The organism is Rugamonas rubra (assembly GCF_900114705.1).
GTDB classification, from domain to species: Bacteria; Pseudomonadota; Gammaproteobacteria; order Burkholderiales; family Burkholderiaceae_D; genus Rugamonas; species Rugamonas rubra.
The window spans coordinates 200,874-223,041 of sequence record NZ_FOTW01000010.1; the positions used below are offsets into that span (position 1 = coordinate 200,874).

A 22,168-nucleotide genomic window follows, 5' to 3' on the forward strand; every position below is an offset into this window, starting at 1 on the left:
AGTGGAAAGAAGTCAATGCGAGTAATATTTGCCGTGGGGCAAAGAAGCGCGTCGCGCCGGCCCGCCACCACACCCACACCATCGATATTTTGCCAGGAGACGGACATGAAAGCAGTACTCGGCGCGCTCGCCCTCAGCCTCAGTATGTTCACCCTGCCGCTGGCGGCCTCGGCCGCCGACAAGGGTTCGGCCGACGAGGCCGTCGCCATGGTCAAGAAGGCCGCCGCCCTGATCAAGTCGGACGGCAAGGACAAGGCCTTCGCCGCCTTCTCCGACACCGGCAACAGCACCTTCCACGACCGCGACCTGTACATCTACGTCTACGACCTGAACGGTGTCGCCCTGGCCCACGGCAACAATCCCAAGATGGTCGGCAAGCCGCTGATCGGCCTCAAGGACAACGAGGGCAAGGCGATGATCAAGGAGATGGTCGACCTGGCCAAGAGCAAGGGCAAGGGCTGGGTCGAGTTCAAATGGCCGAACCCGGTGACCAAGGCGGTCGAGGCCAAGGCCGGCTATGTCGAGAAGGTCGACGACATGATGGTCGGCTCGGGCATCTACAAGTAATCCCATGCGCTCCGCCGCCCGGCGGCGGCGCGCCCCGGCGCGCCGCCATGTGTGGTCGATGTGTGTACAATGATCATTCCATGACCATTGCACAGTAGAGTCCACGATGGAATCCAAAACGGCCAGGCTGACCATCCTGATCGATCCGGCCAAGAAGCAGGCCTTCGAAGAGCTGTGCGCGCTGCAGGACCAGACCGCCTCCCAGGTGCTGCGCCAGCTGATCCGCGACTACCTGGAGAAACACCAGGTCGACTACCCCACCAAGGCCAGGCTGCCGCCCAAGTAAGAACGCCGCCCTGCGGCGCGCCGGTTCAGGCCGCGCCGGCCGCCAGCGCCTGGCCGAAATCGTCGGCATAGTTGCCACCGCCCAACTGTTCGATCAGCCCGGCCCGCGCCAGCTTGCCCTTCACCCTGTCGTTGGCCTCGCACAACATCACGCGCACGCCGCGCTTCTGCCATTTCCCGATCACCTCCTGCAGCGTCTGCAAGCCCGTCATGTCCATGAAGGGCACCCGGCCCAGCCGCAACAACAGGATGCGCGGATCGGTGTGCGACTGTGCCAGCGCGCGCTCGAAGTTCTCCACCGCGCCGAAGAAGAAGGGGCCGTCGATGGCGTACACCAGCATACCGGCCGGCAACTCGCGCAGGCCGTGGCGGGCCAGCTCCGGCCCCAGCCGCTGCTCGTTCATCTGCTGCACCTCGACCGAGGCGGCCATGCGGCGCAGGAAGTGCAGCGTCGCCAGGATCACGCCGATGTTGACCGCGACCACCAGGTCGGCGAACACGGTCAGCACGAAGGTGGTCAGCAGGATCGCCACGTCGGCGCGCGGGGCGCGGCGCACCATGCGGGCAAAATGGCCGAGCTCGCTCATATTGTAGGCGACCACGAACAGGATGGCGGCCAGCGCGGCCAGCGGCACGTGGGCCGCCAACGGCGCCAGGAACAACACGATCAACAGCAGGGTGGCGGCGTGGGCCATGCCGGCCAGCGGGCTGGTGCCGCCGTTGCGCACATTGGTGGCGGTGCGGGCGATGGCGCCGGTGGCGGCGAAACCGCCGAACAGCGGCGCCACCATATTGGCCAGGCCCTGGCCGACCAGCTCCTGGTTGGAGTCGTGGCGGGTGCCGGCCATGCCGTCGGCCACCACCGCCGACAGCAGCGACTCGATGGCGCCCAACATGGCGATGGTGAAGGCCGGCCCGATCAACTCGAGCACGCGCGACAGGCTGAGCGCCGGCAAGGAAAAGCTCGGCAGCGCGCGCGGGATGCCGCCGAAGGCGCTGCCGATGGTGGCCACGCCGTCGAACTGGAACACCGCCTGCAGCACCGTGGCGCCGACCAGCGCCACCAGCGGGCCGGGCACGCGGCGCAGCGGCGCGATTTTGTTGGAAAACAACACCAGCAGCACGCTCAGCACGCCGAGCGCGCTGGTCGTGCCGTGCAGCGCCGGCAGGGCCTGCAGCGCGCCCCACAGCTTGTCGTGGAAATGCAGGCCGGCGACGGCCGGCAGGCCGAAGAAATACTGCCACTGGCCGACCCAGATGATGACGCCGATGCCGGCGGTGAAGCCGACCACGACCGGTGCCGGGATGAACTTGATGACGCCGCCCATCTTGGCCAGCCCCATCAGCAACAGCATCAGGCCGGCCATGAAGGTGGCGATCTGCAGGCCGTCGATGCCGTAGCGCGCCGTGATGACGGCCAGGATGGCGACGAAGGCGCCGGTCGGCCCGGCGATCTGGGTGCGGCTGCCGCCCAGCAGCGAGACCAGGAAGCCGGCGATGATCGCCGTGTACAGGCCCTGCTCGGGCCGCGCGCCGGAGGCGATGGCGAAGGCCATCGCCAGCGGCAGCGCCACCACGCCGACCACGGCGCCGGCCACGATGTTGGGTAGAATGTTCTTGCGGGTGAACAGGCCGGCCCGCCCCGCCTCCAAGACATTGATCATAGAAACCTTGCTTGCGCGTATGCTTGCTATGACTGTACACCCGATTGCGGCCAAGCCGCTATCGCCGATGACGCGCCGCCGCCGTCCACTGTGGCGTTTACCAACGGTCCCGGGGGACGGGAACACTACGTTCAAGCGGGAACTGATTATAATCACATTATCATGCGATGATCATCCGTCGCTGGCCGCGCAGTTCAACCCGAAGCCGCAACCCGGCCGCCTGGAGGCCGCAATATGCCCCTGCAATACATTTCCGGCCTGAGCAGCCGGCGCCGCAACCGCCAGTCCGACCTGCACCTGGGCTGCCTGCTGGCCTTCGTCGCCGGCGCCGTCAACGCCGGCGGCTTCCTGGCGATCGGCCAATACACCTCGCACATGACCGGCATCGTCTCCAGCATGGCCGACGAGTTGGCGCTCGGCCACTTCAGCCTGGCCCTGGCCGCGCTGGCCGCCTGGCTGGCCTTTCTGGCCGGCGCCGCCAGCACCGCGCTGATGATCAACTGGGCCAGACGCAAGCGCCTGCGCAGCGAGTACGCCCTCAGCCTGATGGTCGAGGCCAGCCTGCTACTGGCCTTCGGCGTCGCCGGCACCTATTTGTCCGAACTCGGCGATATTCTCGCGCCGGTCACGGTTTTATTGTTGTGCTTTATTATGGGCCTGCAAAACGCGATTATCACCAAGGCCTCTGGCGCCACCATCCGCACCACCCATGTCACCGGCTTATCCACCGACATGGGAATAGAATTGGGCAAGCTTTTTTATTATAACCATCTGCAACTGCCTGAATTGCAGGTGCGCGCCAATCGAATCAAATTGCGGGTCCACACCTTGTTGATCGGTTTCTTTTTTATCGGCGGCGTCAGCGGCGCGCTGGGTTTTAAGCACGTCGGTTTCTCCGCCACGATATTCCCCGCCGCCTTGTTGGCCGTGATGGCCGTCGGCCCCATCCTGCACGACCTGCGCCTGCGCTGGCGGCTGAAACGCCAGCACTCCTGACGCCCGCCGCACCCACCCCGATCCTCCCGACACGCCCGGGCAAACCGCGGCGCCGCGCGAACACGGTCTTGCCAAGCCAACTGTTGGCATGAATATACAAGATTATGGCACGACAAGCGGCACGCGCCGGCGCGCCGCCACGGCCGCGCGGGCGCGGGCGCGGAATGGTCTGACGCCGACAGGCCGACGAAACACTAGCTCCCCGCCATAACACATTCCAGAAAAAATGTTATTACTAAAAATTTACTGTTGCGTTTTTGAAAATGTTGGAAATCGACGTTTACTTGCAAACCGGATATCGGTAAAGTTCTTCGGTTAAAATATTTTTTAACAATAAAAGAAGATGTTCGACATACCCACGAGGAGTCAGGAAATGATGAAGGAAACGGTTTTAGCTCGCTCTGTTCGCATGATCTGCGTCGGCGGCGCGGCCCTGAGCATGCACGCTGCGTTCGCACAACAAGCCCCTGAGGCGATTCAAAAAATTCAGGTGACCGGCTCGCGCCTGTCCTCGCCCAGCGCCGAATCGGCCACCCCGCTGCAAATCCTGACCTCGGCCGACATCGCCGCGTCTGGCGCCACCAATCTGCAAGAGTTGCTGCAAAAGAACCCGACCCTGGGCACGCCGACTCTGAGCCGCACCAACTCGAACTTCTTTACCACCGGCGGCGGCACCGCCACCGTCAACCTGCGCAACCTGGGCGATTCGCGCACCCTGGTGCTGGTCAACGGCCGCCGCTTCGTCTCCGGCCGTCCCGGCGACAGCGCCGTCGACCTGAACACGATTCCGACCGACTTCATCGAACGGGTCGAACTGATCACCGGCGGCGCCTCGTCGGTGTACGGCTCGGACGCGGTGGCCGGCGTGGTCAACATCATTCTGAAACGCAACTTCAACGGCGTCACCGTCGACACCTCGATCGGCCGCAGCGAAAAGGGCGACGACTTCAAGAAGAAGCTCTCGCTGACCTTCGGCACCACCAGCGCCGACGGCGCCAGCAACGTCATGGGCCACTTCGGCTATACCAAGCAGGGCGCGGTGTTCTCGCGCGACCGCGAGTATTCGGCGATCGACCAGCAATCGAAAATTATCAACACCGGCGAGGCCGGCGACGCCTTCCTGGTGGACCGGCCGTTCTACTCCGGCATCGCGCCGCAGGGCCGTTTCTTCTACAACAACCCGGTAACCGGCAAGAAGGGCGACTACACCTACGACAAGGCCGGCAACGTCATCCCGTGGTCGACCAACGGTGGCGACGGCCTGGCCGCGACCGGTTTCAACCGCTCGGCATTCCGCACCATCGCCGTGCCGGCCGAGCGCTACCTGCTCGCCCTGAGCGGCAACCACACCTTCAACGAGATGGCCAGCGCCTTCTTCGAGGGCAATTTCGCCTCCAGCAAGACGCGCACCGCCACCGAACCGTTCGGCCTGTCGTCGAAGGACATCTTCAAGACCAACGGCCAGGTGCCGGCGGAAACCCTGGTCATCGGCAAGAACGGCCAGCCCAACAGCGTTGTGCGCAATCCGCTGGTGCCGCAATACCTGTTCGACCGCATCGGCGACACCGACGACGACGGCTTGCGCGACTACAACTTCACCCGCCGCATGGCCGAGGTGGGCAGCCGCAGCGCCGGCGCCGACCGCGACACCTTCCGCCTGGCGACCGGCCTGAAGGGCACGATCAAGGATTGGAACTACGACACCTATGTGATCTACGGCAAGACCAAGGAATCGCAGAACTCGACCGGCCAGGTCAACGTGTTGAACTTCCGCAACGCCCTGTCGGCGGTACCGGACGTCAACGACATCAACAACAACGGCAACCGCAGCGAGGCGATCTGCTCCGACGCCAACGCGCGCGCGCTCGGTTGCGTACCGATCAACATCTTCGGCTACGGCACGATCTCGCCGGAAGCGCTCAAATATGTCAGCGCGCCGGGCTCCCTGGCCACCTCGGTCACCCAGAAAATCGCCGGCGGCTCGCTCAACGGCGAAATCTTCGACCTGCCGGCCGGCAAGGTCGGCCTGGCCGCAGGCTTCGAATGGCGCGAGGAGTCCTCGGTCGCCATTCCCGACCCTCTGACCCAGGCAGGTTTGAACGCGGGCAACGCGACGCCGGTCACCGAGGGCAAGTTCCACGTCCGCGAATTCTTCGTCGAAACCCGCGTCCCCGTGCTCAAGGGCAAGCCCTTCATCAAGGAACTGAGCCTGCTGGGCGCCTACCGCACCGGCAAGTACTCCACCGTCGGCACCGCCAACAGCTGGAACGCCGGCGTCGAGTGGGCGGCGACCTCGGACGTCAAGGTGCGCGCCGCCCGTGCCCTGTCGACCCGCGCGCCCAACATCGGCGAGCTGTACCAGCCGGCCAGCCAGACCTTCCCGAGCGGCCTGGTCGACCCGTGCAACGGCATGAAGGCCGACACCAGCAACAAGTACTCGGCCACCTGCCTGGCCATCCCTAGCGTGCGCGCCAACATGGCGGCCAACGGCGGCGTGTTCACCCAGACCCAGGCGGACAAACAGGGCGTCAGCGGCTACAACAGCGGCAACCCCAATCTGGGCGCCGAAGAGGGCCGTTCGACCACCCTCGGCCTGGTGCTGACGCCGCGCTCGATCCCGGCGCTGAGCAAGTTCACCTTCACGGTCGACTACTTCGACATCAAGATCGCCGACGCCATCGTCAACACCGAGCGCCAGATCCTGCTGGAACAATGTTACACCGGCAAGAACCCGGCCTTCTGCAAGTTCATCACCCGCCGCGACGCCCCCGTCGGCGCCAACAACGGCGGCACCCTGTCCTACATCGACAGCTACGCCACCAACAGCGGCGGCACCGGCACCTCGGGCGTCGACTTCACCGTCTCGTGGGCGGACAAGGTCGGCCCCGGCCGCCTGAGTGCGAAACTGGCCTACACCTACCTGAAGGAATACTATGACATTCCTCTGCCGGGCGACGAGAAGGACTACTCGCAGGGCGAACTGACTTATGCCCGCAACAAGGCCGTGCTGAACCTGGCCTACAAATGGGGCGCCTTCGGTGTCACCACGACGAGCAGCTACATCAGCGCCTCGTCGCTGGACGACCAGTTCCTGAGCAACTTTGACTTGCCGGCCGGCTCGGTCAAGGTCGGTTCGAAGCTCTACAACGACGTCCAGTTCACCTACGCCGCCACCAAGGCGGTGGAAGTCTACCTGGGTATCGACAACGCCTTCGACAGCAAGGCACCGGCGGTGCCGATGGGCTTGAAGAACAGCACCACCGGCACCGAAACGAACGCCAGCGCGTACGACGCGATCGGCCGCCGTTTCTACCTGGGCCTGCGCGGCACGCTGTAATATCGCGGCGCGACCCTGCGGGCGGCATGGCGCCGCCCGCCACAAAAGCGGCGGGCTCGTCCCGCCGCTTTTTTTCGTCCCGAGATTTGCCCGGGCGAAAAAAAACCCCGCCGGCGCGCTGCCGGCGGGGTTTTTTTCGACGCCCCCGGTGGGGGCGGCGCAATTACTTGGCGCTCATCAGGGCCACGGTGGTGTCCAGCATGCGGTTCGAGAAACCCCACTCGTTGTCGTACCACGACGATACCTTGACCAGACGGCCCGATACCTTGGTCAGCGTCGAATCGAAGTTCGACGAGGCCGGGTTGTGGTTGAAGTCGATCGACACCAGCGGTTCGGTCTGGTAGGTCAGCACTTCCTTCAACGCGCCTTCGGAGGCGGCCTTCATCAGCGCGTTGACTTCGTCGACGGTGGTGTCGCGCTTGGCGATGAAGGTCAGGTCGACCAGCGACACGTTGATGGTCGGCACGCGGATGGCGAAGCCGTCCAGTTTGCCGTTCAGCTCGGGCAGCACCAAGCCGACCGCGGCGGCGGCGCCGGTCTTGGTCGGGATCATGCTCATGGTGGCCGAACGGGCGCGGCGCATGTCTTCATGCATCACGTCGGACAGCACCTGGTCGTTGGTGTAGGCGTGCACGGTGGTCATCAGGCCGGTTTCCACGCCGATCGCATCGTTCAGCGGCTTGACCAGCGGGGCCAGGCAGTTGGTGGTGCAGGAGGCGTTCGAGATGACGGTGTCCGAGGCCTTCAGCACGTCGTGGTTGACGCCGTAGACGACGGTGGCGTCGACATCCTTGCCGCCCGGGGCGGAGATGATGACTTTCTTGGCGCCGCCCTTCAGGTGGGCCGAGGCCTTTTCCTTGGTGGTGAAGAAGCCGGTGCATTCCAGCACGACGTCGACGCCCAGCTCGCCCCATGGGATTTCGGCCGGGTTGCGCTGCGCGAACACGCGGATGGTGTCGCCGTTCACGATCATGTTGTCGCCTTCGACCGTGACGGTGCCGGGGAACTTGCCGTGCGCCGTATCGTAGCGGGTCAGGTGGGCGTTCGACTTGGCGTCGCCCAGGTCGTTGATGGCCACGATCTGGATGTCTTGCTTCTTACCGCCTTCGTAGAAAGCGCGCAGCACATTGCGGCCGATGCGGCCATAACCGTTGATTGCAACTTTGATCGTCATACTTTGCTCCTGATTAAAAAAAAGGTACCCAGCAATAAAAATTACGCAAGCAGCACAGACTTGACCTTGGCCACGACGTTGTCCACCGTGAAGCCGAAGTGCTTGAACAGCACACCCGCCGGGGCGGATTCGCCGAAGGTGTCGATACCGACCACGGCGCCTTCCAGACCGACATACTTGTACCAGAAAGCGCTCACGCCGGCTTCGATGGCGACGCGCGGCAAGCCTTTGCTCAACACGCCGGCCTGGTAGGCGGCGTCCTGGCGGTCGTACACGTCGGTCGACGGCATCGACACCACGCGCACGGCGATGCCTTCGGCGGCCAGCGCGGCGGCGGCGGCGACGGCCAGCTCAACCTCGGAACCGGTGGCGATCAGGATCGCCTTGGCGTCGGCGGCGTCCTGCAGCACGTAGCCGCCACGGGCGATGTCGGCGATCTGCTGGGCAGTGCGCTCCTGGTAGGGCAGGTTCTGGCGCGAGAAGATCAGGGTCGACGGGCCGTCCTTGCGCTTGACCGCCGCGCCCCAGGACACGGCCGACTCGACCGTGTCGCACGGGCGCCAGTTGTCCAGGTGGGGGATCAGGCGCATCGACGAGATGTGCTCGACCGACTGGTGGGTCGGGCCGTCCTCGCCCAGGCCGATCGAGTCGTGGGTGAACACGAAGATCGAGCGCAGCTTCATCAGCGCGGCCATGCGCAGCGCGTTGCGGCTGTAGTCGGAGAAGGTGAGGAAGGTGGCGCCGAAGGGGATGAAGCCGCCGTGCAGGGTGACGCCGTTCATGATCGCGCTCATGCCGAACTCGCGCACGCCGTAGTTGACGTGGTTGCCGGGCTGGCCGGAACGCAGGGCGACGCACTCCTTCCAGTTGGTCAGGTTGGAGCCGGTCAGGTCGGCCGAGCCGCCGAGGAACTCGGGCAGCGACGGCGCCAGCGCCTGGATGGCGTTCTGGCTGGCCTTGCGGGTGGCGATGTTTTCCTTCTTCTCGACGCAGGCGGCGACGGCGGCGGCCAGCGTGGCGTCGAAGGAGGCGGGCAGCTCGCCCAGCATGCGGCGGCTCAACTCGGCCGCTTCGGCCGGGAACTGCGCGCTATACGCGGCGAACAGCGTCGACCAGTCGCCTTCGCGCTTGGCGCCGGCGGCCTTCGCGTCCCACGCGGCGTAGACGTCGGCGGGCATCTCGAACGGTGCCGCGTCCCAGCCGATGTATTCGCGCACGGCGGCGATTTCCTTGTCGCCCAGCGCGGCGCCGTGCACCTTGTCGCCGCCCTGCAGATTCGGCGAACCCTTGCCGATGATGGTCTTGCAGCAGATCAGGGTCGGCTTGTCGGCCGTCTTGGCGGCGGCGATGGCGGCCGAGACGGCGGCCACGTCGTGGCCGTCGACGGCGCGGATCACGTTCCAGCCGTAGGCTTCGAAGCGCTTCGGCGTGTCGTCGGTGAACCAGCCCTCGACCTTGCCGTCGATCGAAATACCGTTGTCGTCGTACAGGGCGATCAGTTTTTTCAGGCCCAGGGTGCCGGCCAGCGCGCACACCTCGTGCGAAATGCCTTCCATCAGGCAGCCGTCGCCGACGAAGGCGTAGGTGTGGTGGTCGACGATGTCGAAGCCCGGCTTGTTGAACTGGCTGGCCAGCAGGTATTCCGACAGCGCCATGCCGACGGCGTTGGCGATGCCCTGGCCCAGCGGGCCGGTGGTGGTTTCCACGCCCGGCGTGACGTCCACTTCCGGGTGGCCCGGGGTCTTCGAATGCATCTGGCGGAAGGCCTTGATGTCGTCCATCGTCACGGCGTAGCCGGACAGGTGCAGCAGCGCGTAGTGCAGCATCGAGCCGTGGCCGTTGGAGAGCAGGAAGCGGTCGCGGTTGATCCACTTCGGATTGGCCGGGTTGTGGCTGTAGTGGCCGCTCCACAGGGCGACGGCGATCTCGGCCATGCCCATCGGCATGCCTGGGTGGCCGGAATTGGCCTTCTGGACGGCGTCCATTGCCAGCGCGCGGATCGCGTTAGCCATTTTGGTGGTCGGGAGCGTAGAGTTCATCGTTGGTCAATCACGAAAGTATGGAAACTGGGGGCAACGCAGGTCCTGCTCACGCAAACTTCCTGCTTGCTGAACTAAGTATTTTACCAGACCAAGTGTCCACCAATTAAAATTGCGCTGCAAAAGTAGTGCCCACCAGACATCAGGATACCCGCATGCCCCGTTTCTACTGCCCCGCGCCGCTCGCCGTCGGCGCCATCGTCACCCTGCCCGAGGCGGTGGCCCACCACGTCCAGGTGCTGCGCCTGGCGCCGGGCCAGATCGTCACGCTGTTCAACGGCGACGGCGGCGAATACAGCGCAACCTTGGACAACATCGCCAAACGCAGCGTCAGCGCAGAGGTCAAGGCGCACCACCCGCGCGAGGTCGAACTGCCCTTCGCCGTGACGCTGGCGCAGGCGCTGCCGGAGGCGGCCAAGATGGACTGGATCGTCGAGAAGGCGGTCGAGCTGGGCGCCTCCGGCATCGTGCCGCTGGCGGCGCAGCGCTGCGTGGTGCGCCTGTCGGCCGAGCGCGCCGAGAAGCGGCTGGCGCACTGGCAGGGCATCATCGTCGCGGCCTCGGAGCAGAGCGGGCGCAACCGCCTGGCCCAGCTGGGCCAGCTGCAGGACTACAAGCAGTGGATCACCCAGCAGGACATGCACAAGCGCATCCTCCTGTCGCCGCGCGGCACGCAATCGTTGGCCGACTGGGCGCGCCACCAGGGGCCGCAGGCGGTGACGCTGGTGATCGGCCCGGAGGGCGGCCTGAGCGAGGACGAGGAGAACGCCGCGCTGGCCCACGGCGCGCTGGCGCTGGGCATGGGGCCGCGCATCCTGCGCACCGAGACGGCCGGCCTGGCCGCGCTGGCCACGCTGGCGGCCTGCTGGGGCCAGGGCTAGGCCGGGGCCAAACCGCGGCGGCGCCACGGCGACCGCCGCGGACAAGAAAAAACCCGCCGGATTCGCATCCGGCGGGTTTTTTTACGCGTTCCGTTCAGGCCCTCGCGGGCCCTTGGCGATTAGAACGACTGGTTGTAGCGAGCGTAGAAGAAACGATCGATCGGCAGGTTAGGATCTACCGACGACGACGACGACGGGCCGCTGTCGACACCCGAACCGGCGTCATAGTTGATGACCGGCTTCTTGTTGAACAGGTTGTTGGCGCCAACCATGATCTGGCCCTTCCACGACGTCTTGTAGCTGACGTTCAAATCGCTGTAGGTGGTGGCCTTGACCTTGTTGTAGTTGGTGCCCCAGCTAGCCTTGGCGCCTGGGTTGCTGCACTCCACGGTGGCGCTGAAGCAGTGTCCACGCAAGGCGCTGTAGTAGCGGGTGGTGAAGGTGGCCGCCCAGTTACCCAAGGACCAATCCAGGCTCAAGCTCGATTTCAGACGGTTGTTGGCGAACTCGCCGGCGTAGCCGATCCAATCCGCGTCGTCGGTGGACTTCTCCTTGAAGGAGGCGACGTAGGTCGACTCCGAACGCAGGTTGAACTGGCCGTAGGCGTTCTTCGGCAGACGATAGCTCAGGGCCAGGTCGGCGCCCTCGGTCGACAGCTGACCCATGTTGGCGTTGCCGTGCGACAGGCTGGTGATCATGCCCGAGACCGGATCACGCTTGATCTTGTCGCAGAACGATTGCACGCCGCTGACGTAGCACTGGTTGGCCGTGTAGGTCGACTCGACCGCGTTGATGCGGTTGCTGATCTTGATGTAGAACCAGTCGAGGCCGATGGTCAGGCCGGGCACGAAGGACGGGTTGTAGACGAAGCCGAGGGTGCGGGTCAGCGCGGTCTCTGGCTTCAGGTCGGCATTGCCGGCGCCGCTCATGAACGGCACGGTCGACTGGCCGCCGCCCGAACCGACCGGCTGGCCGGCCTGGTTCAGCTGGCGGTAGGTCGCTGGCACGCCGGCGGCGGCGCAACGGGCCGCGGTGGCAGGGCTGGAGGCGGCGTCGCCGTCTTTGCTGTCGCAAGGGTCGGCGTAATCGTCATACGATTGCGAGCCGCCACCGAAGGTGTCGCCCACGGTCGGGGCGCGGAAGCCCTCGGCGATGGTGCCGCGCACCAACATGTCCTTCACCGGCTTCCACATGAAGCTGGCTTTGTTGTTGGTGGTGGTGCCGAAGTTGCTGTAGTCGGAATAGCGGCTGGCGAAGTCGACGCTCAGCAGCTCGGCGAACGGCACACCCTTCAGCAGCGGGATGTTGGCTTCCAGGTAAGCCTCTTTGACGGTGTAGCCGCCGCTGGTCGACAGGCCGGCCAGGTCGGTCGACAGACCGGACTGCTCGAACTGGCCCAGACGGTCGTAGCCGCGCACTTCGCGCCGCTCGATACCGCCGGCGACGCCGAGGGCGCCGGCCGGCAGCGTGAACAGCTCGCCGCTCAGGTCGGCGGTGGCGCTGTTGACGGTGCTGCCGTAGGTCGCCTGGCCGGTCGACATGACATAGTTCAAGGCGGCCGGGGTGGCGGCGGACGGGCCGCCGACGATGTCGAACGGGGTGCACTCGGCCAGCGGGATCGGGCTCGCCGCGGTGCCGCACTGGATCACGCCGGCCGGATTACGGAACGACGGGCCGACGGCCTTCTTCAGGTTCGGCAGGTTCAGGTTGCCGGTGTTGACGTTGGTGCCGTTGATGGCGCTGTGGTTGTAGCCGACGCTCCAGTTCCACGGCAGGCCGCGCAGGTTCAGCTCGCCTTCGAGGGTGGCGTCGATGTGCAGCGTCTGGTTGCTATTGTCGCTGACGCGCGGCACGTCAACGGTGCGGCGGTAGAAGAACAGGTCCTGGCCCTTGCCGGCGCCGGCCACCTGGTTGCCGTAGGGGTTGAAGTAGCTGTCCTTGTCCAGATACACCGGATAGGTGGCCTGGGTGCCGCTGCTCAGCGGATAGCCGGCCACCTGGCGCGACGAGTCGCGCTTGGCGTACATCGCGGTGGTGGTGAAGCGCATGTCCATCGGCAACTGGATCGTGCCCTTGGTGAAGATCGAGGTCAACTTGTTCGGCATGATGTACATCATCTGGCTGGCCGAGTTGAAGGCGTCCTGCTCGGCGCCGGTGTACGGGTGGTAGCTGGCCGGGTTGCGCGAGTCGGCGCCGACGCCGACACCGTCATAGGTGCCGGTGTGGTTCAGGATCTGGTTGAAGCCGCTCGCCGAGCCGTCGGCGCCGACCTGCCTGATGCGGCCCCAAGGGCTGGTGCCCAGGCCGGATTTATAGTGGTCGGGCCCCTTGGAGAAGCGGGTGATCTCGCGTTCCTTGGCCCACACCGGATCGGTCAAGCTGTGGGTCAGGCCGAACATCAGCGAGGCCTTGTCGTTGCCGGCGCCGTAGGTCAGCGAGAAGTCCTTCGCCTGGCCGTCGCCCTTCTCGTTCTTGCCGGCGTAGATGCTCAGGTTGCCGCCTTCCATGCTTTTCTTCAGGATCACGTTGATCACGCCGGCGATGGCGTCCGAGCCGTAGATGGCCGAGGCGCCGTCCTTCAGCACCTCCAGGCGATCGATCATCGAGGTCGGAATGGTCGACATGTCGGTGAAGCCGTCAACCGACTGGGTCCAACGCTTGCCGTTGACCAGCACCAGCAGGCGCTGCGAGCCGAGGTTGCGCATGTCGGCGTACTGGCCGCCGGTTTCGCGGTTCGAGCTCAGCGAGGAACCCTTGCTGAACGCCGGATCGCCGCCGGCCGAGGTCATCTGGTTCAGGATGTCGCCGACGGTGATCAGGCCGGCGGCTTGGATTTGCGCCTGGGAAATTTTCAGGATCGGCTGGGCGGTCTCGGTGTCGACCGCGCGAATGCGCGAACCGGTGATCTCGACGCGCTGCGGCGCGTCGGCTTGTTGCGCGAAAGCCGCGATCGAATTCAGGGCCAGGGCCACTGCGACGGCGATTTTGGTACGTTGGTGCATGTGTTCTCCGATATGTAAATACTGTTGCCAGCCGCTCAAAGTCAGGCACGAAGTATAGTTCTTGAGTCTTTTGATACGGCGAGCTGCCGACCGCCCCACCTTGTGGGTGGCTGGCGGAAATACTTCACCGATCCGTGTAACGCGATGTATCAGACCATCTTACGTTGATGCTTGTCAATAAATGAAGGATGTCAATTCATCCAATAAACAACAGTGTGTGAAATGCAACATCCGCGATTGTGACATCCGAATGACGCGGGGCCTTGCCGCCACGGCGGCAAGGCCCCGTCCGCGAACCCTTTGACGAGCCCGTTCAAGTATAACTATGATGCATGGCAATGTTACGTAAAAAATCAGCCAATTATTTCAACATTCCCCAATTTACAACACTTGCGTAAAGCAAGTTGCCGGCAGCGCCGCCGCGCCGGCCGGGGATGGCGGCGCCCGGCGATGCGGGTAAAATAGCGGATCGACGCGCGCCCACGGTCGCGGCCGCCGGCGCGCGCACAGACTCTCCGCTAACTACGGAGCCCGGCAATTTTTCGGATCGACCACCATGTTGCGACTCAACGAAGTAAAACTCCCCCTCGACCACAGCGAGGCCGAGCTGCCCGCCGCCATCCTGGCGCGCCTGCAGATCCCCGCCGCCGAGCTGCTCGGCTTCAGCGTCTTCAAGCGCAGCTACGACGCGCGCAAGCGCAGCGCCATCGTGCTGATCTACTCGCTCGACGTCGAGGTCAAGGACCAGGCCGGCGTGTTGGCGCGGCTGGCGCACGACAGCCACCTGATGGCCTCGCCCGACACCGGCTACAAGTTCGTCGCCAAGGGCGAGCAGTTGGCCGGCCACGACCACAACGAACGCCCGGTGGTGGTCGGCAGCGGCCCCTGCGGCCTGTTCGCCGCGCTGGTGCTGGCGCAGATGGGCCTGCGCCCGATCATCCTCGAGCGCGGCAAGGAGGTGCGCGAGCGCACCGTCGACACCTTCGGCTTCTGGCGCAAGCGCGAGCTCAACCCCGAGTCGAACGTGCAGTTCGGCGAGGGCGGCGCCGGCACCTTCTCCGACGGCAAGCTGTACAGCCAGATCAAGGACCCCAAGCACTACGGCCGCAAGGTGCTCACCGAGTTCGTCAAGGCCGGCGCGCCGGCGGAGATCATGTACGTCAGCAAGCCGCACATCGGCACCTTCCGCCTGGTCAAGATGGTCGAGCAGATGCGCGCCAACATCGAGGCGATGGGCGGCGAGTACCGCTTCGGCAGCAAGGTGGTCGACATCGACATCGAACCCGGCGCCGACGGCGGCCAGGTGCGCGGCCTGACGCTCGAGGGCGGCGAGAAAATCGCCACCCGCCACGTCGTGCTGGCGATCGGCCACAGCGCGCGCGACACCTTCGAGATGCTCTACGAGCGCGGCGTCTACATCGAGGCCAAGCCGTTCTCGATCGGCTTCCGCGTCGAACACCCGCAGTCGCTGATCGACGCCTGCCGCTTCGGCCCCAGCGCCGGCCACCCGATCCTCGGCGCGGCCGACTACAAGCTGGTGCACCACGCCTCCAACGGGCGCGCCGTCTACAGCTTCTGCATGTGCCCGGGCGGCACGGTGGTGGCGGCGGCCTCCGAGCCGGGCCGGGTGGTCACCAACGGCATGAGCCAGTATTCGCGCAACGAGCGCAACGCCAACAGCGCCATCGTGGTCGGCATCACCCCCGAGCAGGACTTCCCCGGCCACCCGCTGGCCGGCATCGAGCTGCAGCGCCGGCTGGAGGAGAAGGCCTTCGAGCTGGGCGGCGGCGACTACAGCGCGCCGGGCCAGCTGATGGGCGACTTCGTCGCCGGCCGCGCCTCGACCGCGTTCGGCGCCGTGGTGCCCTCGTACAAGCCGGGCGTGCACCTGACCGACCTGGCGCTGGCGCTGCCCGAATACGCCGTGACGGCGCTGCGCGAGGCCTTCCCCGCCTTCGACAAGCAGATCAAGGGCTATTTCAAGGCCGACGCCGTGCTCACCGGGCTGGAGACGCGCACCTCCTCGCCGATCCGCATCAAGCGGCGCGACGACACCCTGCAAAGCCTGAACACGCGCGGCCTGTTCCCGGCCGGCGAGGGCGCCGGCTACGCCGGCGGCATCCTCTCGGCCGGCGTCGACGGCATCAAGGTGGCCGAGGCGGTGGCGCTGTCGATGGCCGCCGCCTAGTCGGGCGGCAGGCGGCGGTAGAGCTCGCGCAGCGCGGGCTCCTGCTGCAGCAGCAGCGCCGCCAGGTCGGGCGCGAAGCGCGTGCCGCTGTCGGCGCGCACCTGGGCCAGCGCCTGTTCCAGGGTTGCCGCCGGGCGGTAGGGCCGCGCGCAGAGCATGGCGTCGAGGCAGTCGGCCAGCGCGACGATGCGCCCGGCCAGGCTGATCTCCTGCCCGGCCAGGCCGCGCGGATAGCCGCCGCCGTCCCAGCGCTCGTGGTGCTCGTGGGCGATGCTGGCGGCCAGCTGCAACAGCGGGCGCGCCGAGCGCGCCAACATGGCGCGGCCGGTCTCGCAATGGCCGCGCATCACCAGCCACTGCGCCGCCGACAGCGGCCCCGGCTGGTGCAGCACGGCGTCCGGCACGCCGGCGTGGCCGCAGTCGTGCAGCGGCGCGGCCAGCCTGAGCTGCTCGGCCTCGGCCGGGCTCATGCCGGCGGCGCCGGCCAGCAGCGCGGCGATCAGGCCGACCCGCTGGACGTGCCGGCCCTCGCCGGCGGCACGCCGCTCCAGCGCCTCGCCGAGGATGGCCAGGGTGGCGTCCTGGGTGGCGGCGCTGTCCTCGCGCTGCAGCAGCTTCTCGTAGGTGATGGCGACGTTGGCCGAGAAGGCCGCCAGCAGCTCGTGCTCCTCGACGCCGATCGGCTCGGCGAAGGCCATGTAGAGGAAGCTCTCGCTGTCGTCGCGGGTGCGGTGGTAGCACACGTAGTACAACTCGCCATGGTGGTTGCAGCGCTCGCGCATGCAGCGGGCGAAGGCCTCGCGCACCGCCGGCGGCAGCTCGTCGAGGCGCTGCTCGGCGCGGCAGTCGGCGTAGGCCGGGGTCACCGCCAGCACCTTCAGGCCGCCGTCCATGCGGGCGGCGGCGAAGGCGTTGACGCGGCTGGCGCAGATGCCCTCGCCGTCGCGCCCCAGCAGCACGCTGGCCTGCTCCAGCACCGCCGAGCAGAAGCTGCGCAGGTTGTGCGAGTCGCCCACCTGGGTGATGGCGTCGATCGAGCGGCGCAGGCCGTTGCGGGCGCGCTCGAGGCGTATCAGGTCGCGGTAGGCGCGCAGCGCGGAATAGAACACCGTGCTCAGCTTGCCGTGGGTCAGCTCGGTCTTCTCGCGGTAGTCGTTGATGTCGTAGCTGCGGATCACGTATTCCTGCGGCGCCTGGCCCGGCTGGCCGGTGCGCAGCACGATGCGCACGTTGCTGTTGCGCAGCTCCTCGCGGATATGGCGCACCAGGTCGAGGCCGGCGTGCTCGCTCTCCATCACCACGTCGAGCAGGATCAGGGCGAACTGGTTGGGCCGCGCCAGCACGGCGCGCGCCTCGGCGGCCGAGTAGCAGTCGGTGAAGTGGACGCGGCGGCCGTCGAAGCTGAAGTCGGCCATCACCAGCTGGGTCACCTGGTGCACCGACGGCTCGTCGTCGACGATCAACACCTGCCACGGCGCCGGCGCCGCGCCGGCCGCCGCCGCCGAGTCCCGGCCCTGGTCCTCGTCCTCGTCCTCAAACAACATCTCGTCGTTCATCGCATCCTCCGTCGGCAGCCGTCCGGTATGCTCGATTGTACCTCCAAGTGGACGCGGCCTTTCGTTTTCGGCGGCAATTAACATTGCCCGATGAGTGCCCGATGAGTGCCCGGCGGAGGCGCCGCGCCGGCCTTGCGCGGCCGCTACAACCAGCCCGAGCGCTTGAAGCGGTAGAACAGGTAGCAGCACACCGAGACCATCACCGCCACCGCCATCGGATAGCCGTAGTGCCACTCCAGCTCGGGCATGAACTTGAAATTCATGCCCCACACGCCGGCGAAGGCGGTGCAGATGGCGAAGATCGCCGCCCAAGCGGCGAGCCGCTTGTTGACTTCGCTCTCGTCGATCGCCACCATCGACAGGTTGACCTGGATCGCCGTGCTGATGGTGTCGCGGATGGCGTCGATGGTGCCGTTGATGCGGTGCAGGTGGTCGTGCACGTCGCGGAAGTATTCCTGGGTGTCGAGGCACAGCGCCGGCACGCGGCCGCCGTGCAGCTTGCCGACGGCGTCGAGCAGCGGCGCGACGGCGTGGCGCAGTGTCATCACCTTGCGCTTGAGCGCGTAGAGCCGCTCGATGTTGTCGCGCTGCGAGCCGTGGATGAAGATGCGCTCCTCGATCTGCTCGAGCTCGCCCTCGAGCGCGTCGACCACCGGGAAGTAGCGGTCGACCACGGCGTCCATCAGGGCGTACAGCACGAAGGCCGGCCCTTGGCGCAGCAGGTGCGGCTCGTGCTCGGCGCGGGCGCGCACGCCGAGGAAGCCCTGCGAGCAGTTGTTGCGCGCCGACAGCACGTAGTTGTTGCCGACGAAGATGTCGACCTCGCCCACCAGCAGTTCGTCGTCCTTCAGCTCGACCGTCTTGACGACGACGAACAGCGAGTCGCCGTACTCCTCGATCTTGGGCCGCTGGTGGCCGCGGCGCGCGTCCTCGACGGCCAGCTCGTGCAGGCCGAACTCCTCCTGCATCACCGACAGCTCGGCCGGCTCGGCCTCGCGCAGCGCGACCCAGACGAAGCAGTCCGGCCGCAGGATGTAGTCGCTGATGTCCTCGACCGGGATGTCGGCCAGCTTTTGCCCATCGTGGTAGGCGACACAATTAATCAACATACGCAATCCAAAAAAAAGAAAAGCCCCTGGCTGGGGTCAGCCAAGAGCTTACTCTAAAGCGCGGCCCCGGTGGGCGCCGCCGTGCGCCAAGCGGTTCAGTCGTCCTTGGCGCCGTCGATGCCCAGTTCGGCGATCTTGCGCGTGATGGTGTTGCGGCCTATGCCCAGGCGCACCGCGGCGTCGTTCTTGCGGCCGTGGGTGTGCTTGAGCGCGGTGCGGATCAGCGCCGACTCGAACTGCCGGCCGAGCACCGCCATCACCTCCTGCTGGCCGCCGCTGAGCATGTTGGCCGCCTGCAGCTCGAGCAGCGCCAGCCAGCCGTCCGGCCCGGCCGCGCCGCCGGCCGCGCCGGCCGCCGCCTCCGCGCCGGGCGCCACGGTGCCGTGGTGCTGCAGCGCGGCGTAGCCCTCGGCGGCCGTCGGCACCGGCTGGGCCGCCGCGCCGGCCGCGAGTCCGAGCACCGCCGCCTGGCCGCCCTGCTCCTGGGCCAGCTCGGGCGGCAGGTCCTTGACCTCGACGGTCTGGCCGGGCGCCATCACGGTGATCCAGTTGCACAGGTTTTCCAGCTGGCGCACATTGCCCGGCAGGTCCAGCCCGCTGAGGAACTGCACCGTCGCCTCGCTCATGCGCTTGGCCTCGACGCCGAGCTGCTTGGCGCTCTGCACCAGGAAGTGGCGCACCAAAATGGGGATGTCCTCGCGGCGCTCCCGCAAACTGGGCAGGCGCAGGCGGATCACGTTGAGGCGGTGGTACAAGTCCTCGCGGAACAGGCCGTCGCGCACGCGCTGCTCCAGGTTCTGGTGGGTCGCCGTGATGACGCGCACGTTGGCCTTCAACGGCTGGTGGCCGCCGACCCGGTAGAAGTGGCCGTCCGACAGCACGCGCAGCAGCCGCGTCTGCAAATCGAAGGGCATGTCGCCGATCTCGTCGAGGAACAGGGTGCCGTTCTCGGCCTGCTCGAAGCGGCCGCGCCGCGTCGTCTGGGCGCCGGTGAAGGCGCCGCGCTCGTGGCCGAACAGCTCGGATTCGAGCAGGTCCTTGGGGATCGCCGCCGTGTTCAGCGCGATGAAGGGCTGCGCCGCGCGCGGGCTGTGCTTGTGCAGGGCGCGCGCCACCAGCTCCTTGCCGGTGCCGGACTCGCCGGTGATGAGCACCGTCACGTTCGACTGCGACAAGCGGCCGATGGCGCGGAACACCTCCTGCATGGCCGGCGCCTGGCCGAGGATCTCGGGCGTTTCGGCGGGGCCGGACTCGACGCTGGTCTCGCGCAGGCTCTCGTCGAGGGCGCGGCGGATCAGCTCGACGGCCTTGTCGATGTCGAAGGGCTTGGCCAGGTACTCGAAGGCGCCGCCCTGGAAGGCCGCCACCGCCGAGTCGAGGTCGGAGAAGGCGGTGATGATGATCACCGGCAGGCCGGGGAAGCGCGACTTGACCAGGCCCAGCAGGTCTAGGCCGGAGTCGCCCGGCATGCGGATGTCCGACACCAGCACCTGCGGCGTGTCGAACTCGAGCGCGGCGATGGCGTCGCGCGCGTTGGCGAAACTCTTGGTGGCGAGGTTTTCCCGCGCCAATGCTTTTTCCAGTACCCAGCGGATCGATTCGTCGTCGTCTACTATCCAGATTGGCTTCATGTGTGGCTCTCTATCCCGCAATATGGATCTTCAATCAAGGGACTCGGCGCCGCCCCGCCGGCCGCGCTTATGGCAACGGCAGCAGGATGCGGAAATCCGTATATCCAGGCCGGCTTTCGCACTCGATCACACCCATGTGCTGTTGCACGAAGGTCTGCGCCAAGGTCAAGCCCAGGCCGCTGCCGCCCTCCCGTCCCGATACCAGCGGGTAGAAGATGCGGTCGCGGATCTGCGGCGAAATGCCCGGTCCATTGTCGATGATATGCAAGTCTAATGCCAGGCCGTAGCGGACCTTCGCCAGGGTCACCTGGCGCGCCACCCGGGTCTTGAAGGTGAGCTGGGCCTCGCCCGCCTCGATGCGCGCCGACAGCGCCTGGGCGGCGTTGTGGGCGATGTTGAGCACGGTCTGGATCAGCTGCTCCTTGTCGCCCCTGAACTCGGGGATGGAGGCGTCGTAGTCGCGCAGGATGGTCAGGCCGGCCGGGAACTCGGCCAGGATCAGGCTGCGCACCCGCTCGCACACCTCGTGGATGTTGACGTCGCCGACGATGTGCGGCCGGCGGTGCGGCGCCAGCAGGCGGTCGACCAGGGTTTGCAGGCGGTCGGCCTCCTTGATGATGACCTGGGTGTACTCGCGCAGCTGGCCCAGGTGCAGCGGCGGCAGCTCCATCTCGAGCAGCTGGGCGGCGCCACGGATGCCGCCCAGCGGGTTCTTGATCTCGTGCGCCAGATTGCGGATCAGCTCCTTGTTGACCTGGCTCTGGTCGAGGATGCGCTCCTCGCGGTCCAGTTTGATGTGCTGCAGGTGCTCGCGCAGCTCGATCAGCACGTGGCCGGCCGGCTCGTCGAGCACCGAGACGATGCTGTGCACGTGCAGCGGGTCGCGCCCGGCGCGCTCCAGGGTGAGGTCCTGGCGCAGGTCGGAGAACTTGTGCAGGCGCGCCTGGGCGCAGATGTTGTCGAGCTCCTCGGGGTTGAGGAACTGCGCCGCCAGCTTCTGCCGCGAGAGCGCCTTGAGCGAACTCTCCAGCAGGTTCTCGGCGGCGGCGTTGGCGTAGCTGATGGTGCCGTCGGCGTCGACCAGCACCACGGCCGAGGCCAGCAGTTCAAGGCCGGCCAGCGCCGGCGGACGGTGGGTGTGACTAGAGGCAGGGCTCATCGGATGTTCGCGATCTCGCGTTTCAAGGCTTCCACATTTTTTTCCGCGCGGCTGACGCCATCCTTCAGCGTGGCCACCCGGTCCTGGTATTTGGCGTAGTTGCGCTCGTCGCCACGGCGCTCCGGCGCGCCGTTGTTGAACTCGGCGCGCAGCTCGGCCAGCTTTTGTTGCTCTATCCTCAGTTCGGCGTCGAGGATGGCGCGCCGGTCGGCGTCGCGGGCGCGCTGCTCGGCGCTGTCGACGCGGGGGAAACCGGCCGGTGTCGCCCCCGCTGCCGCGCCCGGGGCGGCGGCGCGCGGCGGCCCGGCCTGCGGCCGGCGCGCCGGCGGCGGCGCCGACAGCGCGCCCGGCACGTCGAGCACCTGGCAGTGCGGGCCGCGCCGGTTGTCGGTGAATTCGACGCGGCCGGCCGCGTCGACGCATTTATAGATGACGCTGTCGGCGCGCGCCGCCGGCGTGCCCGCCAGCAGAATCAGGCAGGCCAGGCAGGCCAGCGCCGGTGTTGCCGGGGTTGCTTCGGGGGCCGCGCGGAGGCGGCGGTTGCAGCGTGTGGTCATGCCCCATCCGTGAGTGAAACAGT

At 66.6% G+C, this 22,168-nt stretch carries 15 protein-coding genes; 6 read left to right on the forward strand and 9 right to left on the reverse strand.

Features of this window, described 5'->3' with window-relative positions; all coding sequences use genetic code 11:
* The first annotated feature begins 105 nt into the window (after window positions 1-105).
* Both BM252_RS11525 and BM252_RS11530 read left to right on the forward strand, forming a co-directional pair.
* Window positions 106-567, forward strand: coding sequence for a cache domain-containing protein (locus BM252_RS11525; RefSeq protein WP_093387593.1), 462 nt, complete (start codon window positions 106-108; stop codon window positions 565-567).
* 106 nt (window positions 568-673) lie between these two features.
* The gene (locus BM252_RS11530) at window positions 674-853 is read left to right on the forward strand and encodes a ribbon-helix-helix protein, CopG family (protein ID WP_093387595.1); all 180 of its coding nucleotides are present in this window, start codon (window positions 674-676) and stop codon (window positions 851-853) included.
* Between the two features lie 25 nt (window positions 854-878).
* On the opposite strand, the gene BM252_RS11535 is transcribed toward BM252_RS11530, so the two are convergent.
* Window positions 879-2,516, reverse strand: coding sequence for a SulP family inorganic anion transporter (locus BM252_RS11535; RefSeq protein ID WP_093387596.1), 1,638 nt, complete (start codon window positions 2,514-2,516; stop codon window positions 879-881).
* A gap of 234 nt (window positions 2,517-2,750) precedes the next feature.
* Between BM252_RS11535 and BM252_RS11540 the strand changes: the two genes are divergently transcribed.
* Window positions 2,751-3,512 carry a YoaK family protein gene (locus tag BM252_RS11540; RefSeq protein ID WP_093387598.1) on the forward strand — a complete coding sequence of 254 codons (762 nt, stop codon included), beginning with the start codon at window positions 2,751-2,753 and terminating at the stop codon, window positions 3,510-3,512.
* A gap of 439 nt (window positions 3,513-3,951) precedes the next feature.
* Window positions 3,952-6,849, forward strand: coding sequence for a TonB-dependent receptor domain-containing protein (locus tag BM252_RS11545; RefSeq protein ID WP_245774203.1), 2,898 nt, complete (start codon window positions 3,952-3,954; stop codon window positions 6,847-6,849).
* A 163-nt stretch (window positions 6,850-7,012) separates the two neighbouring features.
* On the opposite strand, the gene gap is transcribed toward BM252_RS11545, so the two are convergent.
* Together gap and tkt are read right to left on the reverse strand one after the other, a co-directional pair.
* The gene (gap, locus tag BM252_RS11550) at window positions 7,013-8,023 is read right to left on the reverse strand and encodes a type I glyceraldehyde-3-phosphate dehydrogenase (RefSeq protein WP_093387601.1); all 1,011 of its coding nucleotides are present in this window, start codon (window positions 8,021-8,023) and stop codon (window positions 7,013-7,015) included.
* Window positions 8,024-8,064: 41 nt separating this feature from the next.
* Window positions 8,065-10,062, reverse strand: a complete 1,998-nt coding sequence (tkt, locus tag BM252_RS11555) for a transketolase (protein ID WP_093387602.1) — start codon at window positions 10,060-10,062, stop codon at window positions 8,065-8,067.
* A gap of 155 nt (window positions 10,063-10,217) precedes the next feature.
* On the opposite strand from tkt, the gene BM252_RS11560 reads away from it, so the two are divergent.
* Window positions 10,218-10,943 (forward strand): 16S rRNA (uracil(1498)-N(3))-methyltransferase, encoded by a 726-nt coding sequence (locus BM252_RS11560; RefSeq protein ID WP_093387604.1) that lies wholly within the window; start codon window positions 10,218-10,220, stop codon window positions 10,941-10,943.
* Window positions 10,944-11,062: 119 nt separating this feature from the next.
* On the opposite strand, the gene BM252_RS11565 is transcribed toward BM252_RS11560, so the two are convergent.
* Complete coding sequence (locus BM252_RS11565; RefSeq protein WP_093387606.1) at window positions 11,063-13,945, reverse strand: TonB-dependent receptor plug domain-containing protein; 2,883 nt, start codon at window positions 13,943-13,945, stop codon at window positions 11,063-11,065.
* Window positions 13,946-14,501: 556 nt separating this feature from the next.
* Between BM252_RS11565 and BM252_RS11570 the strand changes: the two genes are divergently transcribed.
* Window positions 14,502-16,133 (forward strand): NAD(P)/FAD-dependent oxidoreductase, encoded by a 1,632-nt coding sequence (locus BM252_RS11570; RefSeq protein WP_093387607.1) that lies wholly within the window; start codon window positions 14,502-14,504, stop codon window positions 16,131-16,133.
* Here BM252_RS11570 and BM252_RS11575 read toward each other — a convergent pair.
* The 5 genes from BM252_RS11575 to BM252_RS11595 all read right to left on the reverse strand — a co-directional run bounded on the left by BM252_RS11575 (window position 16,130) and on the right by BM252_RS11595 (window position 22,145).
* On the reverse strand, window positions 16,130-17,689 hold the full coding sequence (locus tag BM252_RS11575; RefSeq protein ID WP_174900501.1) for a DUF3369 domain-containing protein: 1,560 nt from the start codon (window positions 17,687-17,689) through the stop codon (window positions 16,130-16,132). The two genes, BM252_RS11570 and BM252_RS11575, sit on opposite strands and share 4 nt — an antisense overlap.
* Window positions 17,690-17,832: 143 nt before the next feature.
* Window positions 17,833-18,798 carry a magnesium/cobalt transporter CorA gene (gene corA / locus BM252_RS11580; protein ID WP_093387611.1) on the reverse strand — a complete coding sequence of 322 codons (966 nt, stop codon included), beginning with the start codon at window positions 18,796-18,798 and terminating at the stop codon, window positions 17,833-17,835.
* Window positions 18,799-18,893: 95 nt separating this feature from the next.
* Window positions 18,894-20,429 carry a nitrogen regulation protein NR(I) gene (gene ntrC, locus BM252_RS11585; protein ID WP_093387612.1) on the reverse strand — a complete coding sequence of 512 codons (1,536 nt, stop codon included), beginning with the start codon at window positions 20,427-20,429 and terminating at the stop codon, window positions 18,894-18,896.
* A gap of 67 nt (window positions 20,430-20,496) precedes the next feature.
* Complete coding sequence (gene glnL / locus BM252_RS11590; RefSeq protein WP_093387614.1) at window positions 20,497-21,588, reverse strand: nitrogen regulation protein NR(II); 1,092 nt, start codon at window positions 21,586-21,588, stop codon at window positions 20,497-20,499.
* A complete protein-coding gene (locus BM252_RS11595) occupies window positions 21,585-22,145 on the reverse strand; it encodes a DUF4124 domain-containing protein (protein WP_174900502.1) in 561 nt (186 codons plus the stop codon). Before BM252_RS11595 ends, glnL begins: the two co-directional genes overlap by 4 nt.
* Window positions 22,146-22,168: the final 23 nt, after the last annotated feature.